Origin of the sequence: uncultured Flavonifractor sp. (assembly GCF_944383115.1) — a bacterium.
Classification (GTDB): Bacteria; Bacillota; Clostridia; order Oscillospirales; family Oscillospiraceae; genus Flavonifractor.
Genome location: NZ_CALWOJ010000105.1, coordinates 1 through 6,480, shown reverse-complemented (window position 1 = coordinate 6,480; position 6,480 = coordinate 1). Strand labels below are relative to the sequence as shown.

Genomic DNA, 6,480 nt, shown 5'->3' with positions numbered 1-6,480 from the left:
AGCTCCCGCTTGGCCATGTAGGGGGTCTTGGTCAGCAGGTAGCCCCGCTTCTGCTCCTCGTCCTCCACCCAGCGCTGAAGCACCTGGATGGTGCGGGCGCCCTTGGGCAGGATGATGGGCAGGCCCTGGCCGATCACATCCACGGTGGTAAAGTAGCCCAGCTCGCGGCCCAGCTTGTTGTGGTCCCGCTTGAGGGCCTCCTCCCGCTGCTTGACCCAGGCATCCAGCTCATCCTTCTTGGGGAAGGCGATGCCATAAATGCGCTGGAGGGTCTCCCGGTTGGAGTCGCCCCGCCAGTAGGCGGAGTTGCAGGCGATGAGTTTGATGGCGTTACCCTTGATGCGGCCGGTGGAGTCCAGGTGGGGGCCGGCGCACAGGTCGGTGAACTCGCCCTGCTTGTAGAAGGAGATCACCGCGTCCTCAGGCAGGTCGTTGATGAGTTCCACCTTGAAGGGCTCGCCCTTCTCCTCCATCAGCTTGAGAGCCTCGGCACGGGGCAGCTCGAACCGCTCCAGGCGTAGCTTCTCCTTGCAGATCTTCCGCATCTCGCCCTCGATCTGCTCCAGATGCTCGGGGGTGAAGGAGAAGGGGGCGTCCATATCATAGTAGAAGCCCTCCTCAATGGCGGGGCCGATGGCCAGCTTCACCTCGGGCCACAGGCGCTTCACAGCCTGGGCCATCACATGGGAGCAGGTGTGCCAGTAGGTCTGGCGGTACTCGGGATTTTCAAAGGTAAATTCGTTCTTGACTTCTTCGGACATACAAAAAACCTCCTTGTAAATTGGGGCGGAGGGTAAAGAAAACGCCTCACCCCTGTTGGTCAGGGGTGAGGCGTAAAAACGTCCCACGGTTCCACCCTGCTTGCATAGAGCGCGGAGGCGCCCGGGAGCAGGTGACTAAGGCCGGAGCGAAGCGAAATACCAAAAAGCAAAAGAGCTTTTTGGTGTTTTGCGCAGTCGCAGGACTTAGGCGCCGTCGCGGAGGGCGCGCAGCGTGACTTCATGCCGCTTGTGACTTCCTGTAACGGGAAAGCCCCGGCCCGGTTATCCCGGGCGGCTCGGGAGTGGTACAGCCGCCGCGTGTCGTGGGACCCTTCCACCGATCAGGTCCCTCTCTGTCCGCCGCTGCGCGGGTTCTTCTCCGTCGTTGCCATTTTAACAAAAAGACTATAGCACCAAACCTTCGACCTGTCAAGAAAAAAGCAGCGGTGCAGGCATCATGACAGCAAAAAATTGAAATTAACAGTTTATTCATAATGAATACACGATTTGGCCTTATTTACAAGGTATGATACAGACAGATTCAGAGATGAATCAAACAAAACCATCCTCCCAAAACCAATTCCTCTCTTATCCCTCTCCAACACCTTTGCAACAACACAACACACACCCAAAAAGCCCCGGCCACATGGCCGGGGCTTTTTGGCGCATACAGAGAAAAGGGCGCGCCGCAGAATCTCTGCGGCGCGCCCAAGAGAGGGTAAACTTACTTGCCGGGGTGAGCGGCCTTCCAGTCGCGGTTGAAGCGATGCTCGTTGACGATGAGTACCAGCACCACGTTGACCAGAGCCACGCCGGCGAACACCAGATAAGCCATCTTGATCTCGCCGCCGGTCATCTTCTGGACGACGCCGTTGACCAGGAAGCACAGGGCGGTGATGGCGCCCTGGATGGGGAAGATCACGCTGTTCACCTTATCGAAGCCCTGACGGCCGAAGATGGAGGTGGGCAGGGAGGTGGTGAAGTTGGCGGAGCCGCCGATGCCCATGGCGATCATGAACAGGGAGACGTACACCAGAGGAGAGGCGCTGTCGGTGGCGCCGAAGTTGCACAGCAGAGCGATGGCGTACCACACGCCGAAGCCAACCATGGTCTTCTTGGTACCGATCTTGTCATCGATGATGCCGATGATCCAGGAACCGACCACACCGCCCAGGGCCAGGATGGTCATGACGTTCATAGCGGCCTGGGGAGTGAAGCCCAGCTGAATGTTACGGGTCACCAGCTGGCTCATAACGCCCACAGAGCAGATCTGGAAGAAACCGGTGGTGATAGCGGCCAGCCACAGCTCCTTGGTCTTGAGCAGCTTGCCGGTGGTCCAGCCGCCGTCGCCCTCCACGGCGTCGGTGGTATCGTACTCGTTCTTGTAGACCTCGTCGGAGACGTTGTCGGGGTTGATGCCGCGCTCCTGGGGAGTGTTGCGGATAAAGAGCATACCCAGAATGCCCAGTACGATGGCGGCGATGCCGATGGGCACGATGCCGCCGGGGAAGTTTGCGCCCACGTTGGACAGGTCAGCGCCGCCCACGCTGGTGGCAACAGCGGTGGGAGCGATCAGGATGGCAACCAGCTGCACATAGAAAGCGGAAGCGAAGTTGTGACCCATGGTGGTGTAGCCCATGACCACGCCCTTCTTCTTGGGGAACCAGGTGGCCACCAGGGTGCCGCCGGCAACGTAACCGGCGGACATGATGCTGCCGTACACGAAGCACATGGCAATGGTATAAATAGCAATGCTGGGAGCGCTGCAGGCAATGATGTAAGTGATACCGGAGATAATGCAGCACACGCCGGAGGTGATGCGGGCGCCGACCTTACGGTTGATCTGGCCCACCACGATGAAGAACACCACGCCGACGATACCGGCCAGGGAGTTCATGTTCATGATGTCGCCCTGCTCCAGACCCAGACGGGCGGCTACGTTGGGAGCGGTGATGTTAGCGCCGTCGTTGCACATACCGACGTACAGGAAGAACATGAGCAGGCAGTAGATAATAACAACCCAGCCCGCGCCGAAGTTGACCACAGAATTTTTGTTTCCGGGATCACGGAGGTTTTGTTTCGCCATTTCTTTTCCCTCATCTCTAACTGGTTTGGATCAGGACATGTGCCGGCAGGTCCATTCCTTGTTGCAGCTATACTTTAACGATTTGACGGCCTTTGTGCAATCCCCACAAATTGGTGAGTTACTAACCGAAGAGTAAATAGTGACCAAAAGGTAAGTGTCATGTTTTGTATATAATTAACAAAGCGATGGTTAAAAATTTGACGAAGTGGTGCAGATAAATTTTAGTTTAATATAGAGACTGTTCAGTTTGCACAATTTAGGGGACGGAATTTTGTCGGGGCGAGAAGGCGGAAGAGAGGTCTGTAAAATGTTGGGGTAAAAAGCGACAAAACAGCCGCGGCAGCATCGCTGCCGCGGCTGTTCCACGGGATACAGGGTTATTTCAGGCTGAGGATCTCTCTGGCCTCGTCAGGAGTAGCCACCTGCTTGCCGAACTCCTCGATGACACGGCGGGCGCGCTCCACGAACTGTACGTTGCTGTCGGCCAGCTGGCCCTTGGCGTACATGACGTTGTCCTCCATGCCCACGCGGATGTGGCCGCCCAGGGCCACAGCGCCGTACAGCATGGTCATGGCGGAGTGACCCACGCCGAAGCAGCTCCAGGTGGAGCCGGGGCACAGGGACTCCATGGTCTCCTTCATGAAGATCAGGTTCTTCATGGTGCCGGGGATGCCGTTGGCGCAGCCCATGCAGAACTGGAAGTGCAGGGGCCCCTTGAGGACGCCCTTCTTCAGGTAGTACTGGGCGTTGGCGATCATGCCGGGGTCAAAGGCCTCGATCTCGGGCTTGACGCCCCACTCCTGCATATTCTTGCCCAGCTCCTCCAGGAAGGCGGGGGGGTTGAGGAAGAGGGAGGTGTGCAGCCAGTTCATGGAGCCGCAGTCGTAGGAGCCCATCTCGGGGCGCAGCTCCTTCAGGTGGATCTGGCGGGTCTCGTCGGTGGCGTTCAGGTCGCCGGAGGTGGTCATATTCAGGATGATGTCACAGTCGGGGTGGTTGCCGCGGAGCAGCTCCACAGTCTCGCGGAACTTATTTTTGTCCATAGTGCCATGGCCCTGGTCGTCCCGCATGTGCAGGTGGGCCACGGCGGCGCCTGCCTTCCAGCAGGCGTACACGTCCTCGGCGATCTCGGCGGGGGTCATGGGTACGTTGGGGTTGTTCTCCTTGGTGGGCCAGGCACCGGTGGTGGCCACGGTGATAATGGTCTTATTCTTCAGATCAGCCATGATGGTTCAAAGTCCTTTCTGAATCAGGTATACCGCGTAAAGCGGCGGGCGACCGCCCGCCGCTTTACGCATGGCATGGAATGGAAGGGAATTAGGAAAAGCAAGTAAAACAGGGATTACTTATTGCGGTTGAACAGCTTCTGCATGTACTCCAGGCCGCTGGCGCCGTGGCCGTCCTCGTCGGCGTAGCCGGTGCCGCCGTACTTGTAGGTGCGGTCGGGCACGGAGGGATCGATGTTCTCCTCGTCGATGTAAGCCACGCAGCGGGACATGGCGCCGTCGCCCATGTACCAACGCAGGGGGAAGCAGAAGAACTGGAACACGGTGCCGGGCTTGATCTTGTCCAGATCGCCGCCCAGGTTCTCTACGCCCACGATGCCGTGACCCAGCATCTCCTTGTGGCAGGGCTCCCAGGTGCCCCAAACGCCCAGGTTCTCCAGCTCGCCGAACTTCTCGTCGTAAGCGGCCTGGCCGTGGATGCGGATGTACTCGAACTTATCGAACTCGGCATAGGCCTCCTCGCCGAACAGCTCCTTGTACTCCTCGGTGATGGGCTTGCCGGTGGCGCCCAGCAGGTTCATGCGGGTCATGCCGTTGTTGCCCATGGCGGTGTGCAGGGGGTGATCCAGAGCCTGGCCGTCCATGGCCACACACTTCACGCCGTGCTTCACGAACCACTTGCCGGCGTCGATGCCGGTGCCGATGGCATAGTGATAGTAGGCCTTGGAGTCGTCGAACAGGCGGTGCATACCGGTGTTCAGGCACAGAACCTTGCCCTTCAGGGAGGCGGGATCAACGCCCCACTTCTTGCAGGCCTCGTCCAGGTGCTTGTCGGTGATCAGAGTCCAGGGCTCCACGTCCAGCTTCAGCACAACAGCCTCGCCGGTGTAGGCGTCGATGGGCATCTCGTGGGTGTAACGGGCGCGGCGGCCGTCAAACTCGTACTCCATGACGTGACGGGGAGCGTCGCAGTGAGTGCCGGTGTGCATGGTGCAGGTGATCTTGGAAGTCAGAACACCGCCCTTGGCCATGGTGTGGGCGTTGGTGATCTCGGGCTTGTCAAAGTAGGGCCAGCGGGGGATCTCAGCGCTGAAGGGGTGGGTCAGATCAACATAAACTTTACCCATAACAGGTGCCTCCTTAAATAATATACAAATGCTTGTGGATAGGCCGGATGTCTTACTTGCCGTACAGCATCCGGATCAGGTACTCGTTCAGGTCGGCGTTGGCCTTGGCCACCTGCTCGGGGGTCCACTTCTGGAAGCCCTCGCCGGTCTTGAAGCCGATCTTGCCTTCATCCCGCAGCTGCTTGAGCAGGGGAGAGGGCTTGTGGGAATCCTCCAGATCCTGGAGGATGTAGTCGTGGATGTTGTAGGTCAGGTCGGTGCCCACCATGTCGGCGTTCTCCATGGGGCCCAGCTGGGGCAGCCGCAGGCCGAAGGAGTAGCGCACCGCCTCGTCCACGGTGGCGGCGTCGGCGATGCCGTGCTCCACGATGGAGATGGCCTCACGCCACAGGGCGTGCTGCATCCGGTTGGCGATGAAGCCGGGCACGTCCTTCTTGCACAGCACGGGCTTCTTGCCCACGGAGCGCAGCACCTCCATGACGGTCTGAGCGGTCTCGTCGGAGGAAGCGTCGGACTTGACCACCTCCACCAGGGGGATCAGGTGGCCGGGGTTCCAGAAGTGGGTGCCCACGAAACGCTCACGGTGCTTGAGCTCGGCGGAGATCTCGCTGGGGCTCATGACGGAGGAGTTGGTGCAGAAGATGGTGTCCTCTGCGCAGCGCTCCTCCAGCTTGGCGAAGGTCTCACGCTTGATCTTCATGTCCTCGAACACGGCCTCGATGACGAAGTCGGCGTTCTTGACGATGTCGCTGTCCATGTCGGTGGTGAAGGAGATGCGGGAGAGCCGGTCAGAAAGCTCGGCCTCGGTGATGACACCCTTGTCCACCAGCTGCTTGGTGTTGGTGCGGATACCGGCCTCCACGTCGGTGGGGTACAGGTCGTACATACCTACCTGGAAGTCGGGGTTGGAAGCGAACACGAAGCCGATGTTCTTGCCCATCATGCCTGCGCCGCAGATCAGGATATTCTTGATGTTCTTCATTGCGTTATGCCGTCCTTTCCGTCAAACGGAAATTACACCACCAGGTAACCGCCGGAGCAGTCGCAGTTGCTGCCGGTGATGAAGTTGGAGGCGTCAGAGGACAGGAACAGAGCGTAGCCAACGAAGTCGTCGGGCTCGCCCAGGCGGCCGATGGGCTCGCGGTTGAGGAAGTTCTTGTACACGGCGGACTCGGGGTCGAACATCCACTCGGTCAGGTCGCTGCGGAACACGGTGGGGCAGATGGAGTTGACGTTGATGTGGTACTTGGCGGACAGGTCGCAGGCCAGGCAGGAGACCA

At 59.3% G+C, this 6,480-nt stretch carries 6 protein-coding genes; all 6 read right to left on the bottom strand.

The genetic code is table 11. From position 1 onward, the window contains the following. Positions 1-761 (bottom strand): threonine--tRNA ligase (locus Q0K43_RS09715; protein WP_297290340.1); only part of this gene is annotated, 761 nt, incomplete at its 3' end. Between the two features lie 724 nt (positions 762-1,485). After that, on the bottom strand, positions 1,486-2,847 hold the full coding sequence (locus tag Q0K43_RS09710; RefSeq protein WP_297290339.1) for an MFS transporter: 1,362 nt from the start codon (positions 2,845-2,847) through the stop codon (positions 1,486-1,488). A 377-nt stretch (positions 2,848-3,224) separates the two neighbouring features. Beyond that, a complete protein-coding gene (locus Q0K43_RS09705) occupies positions 3,225-4,073 on the bottom strand; it encodes a 3-keto-5-aminohexanoate cleavage protein (protein ID WP_366086291.1) in 849 nt (282 codons plus the stop codon). Positions 4,074-4,189: 116 nt separating this feature from the next. Then, positions 4,190-5,200 (bottom strand): cyclase family protein, encoded by a 1,011-nt coding sequence (locus Q0K43_RS09700; protein ID WP_087187580.1) that lies wholly within the window; start codon positions 5,198-5,200, stop codon positions 4,190-4,192. A gap of 52 nt (positions 5,201-5,252) precedes the next feature. Further along, a complete protein-coding gene (locus Q0K43_RS09695; RefSeq protein ID WP_297290338.1) occupies positions 5,253-6,182 on the bottom strand; it encodes a 3-hydroxyacyl-CoA dehydrogenase family protein in 930 nt (309 codons plus the stop codon). A gap of 32 nt (positions 6,183-6,214) precedes the next feature. Continuing rightward, positions 6,215-6,480, bottom strand: a 266-nt coding sequence (locus Q0K43_RS09690; protein WP_297290337.1) for an SDR family oxidoreductase, incomplete at its 5' end; no start/stop codon positions are given.

Excerpts from the sequence above, each read along its gene's own strand:
- Q0K43_RS09710 (WP_297290339.1), bottom strand. The coding sequence starts at position 2,847 with ATGGCGAAACAAAACCTCCGTGATCCCGGAAACAAAAATTCTGTGGTC.
- Q0K43_RS09705 (WP_366086291.1), bottom strand. The coding sequence starts at position 4,073 with ATGGCTGATCTGAAGAATAAGACCATTATCACCGTGGCCACCACCGGT.
- Q0K43_RS09700 (WP_087187580.1), bottom strand. The coding sequence starts at position 5,200 with ATGGGTAAAGTTTATGTTGATCTGACCCACCCCTTCAGCGCTGAGATC.
- Q0K43_RS09695 (WP_297290338.1), bottom strand. The coding sequence starts at position 6,182 with ATGAAGAACATCAAGAATATCCTGATCTGCGGCGCAGGCATGATGGGC.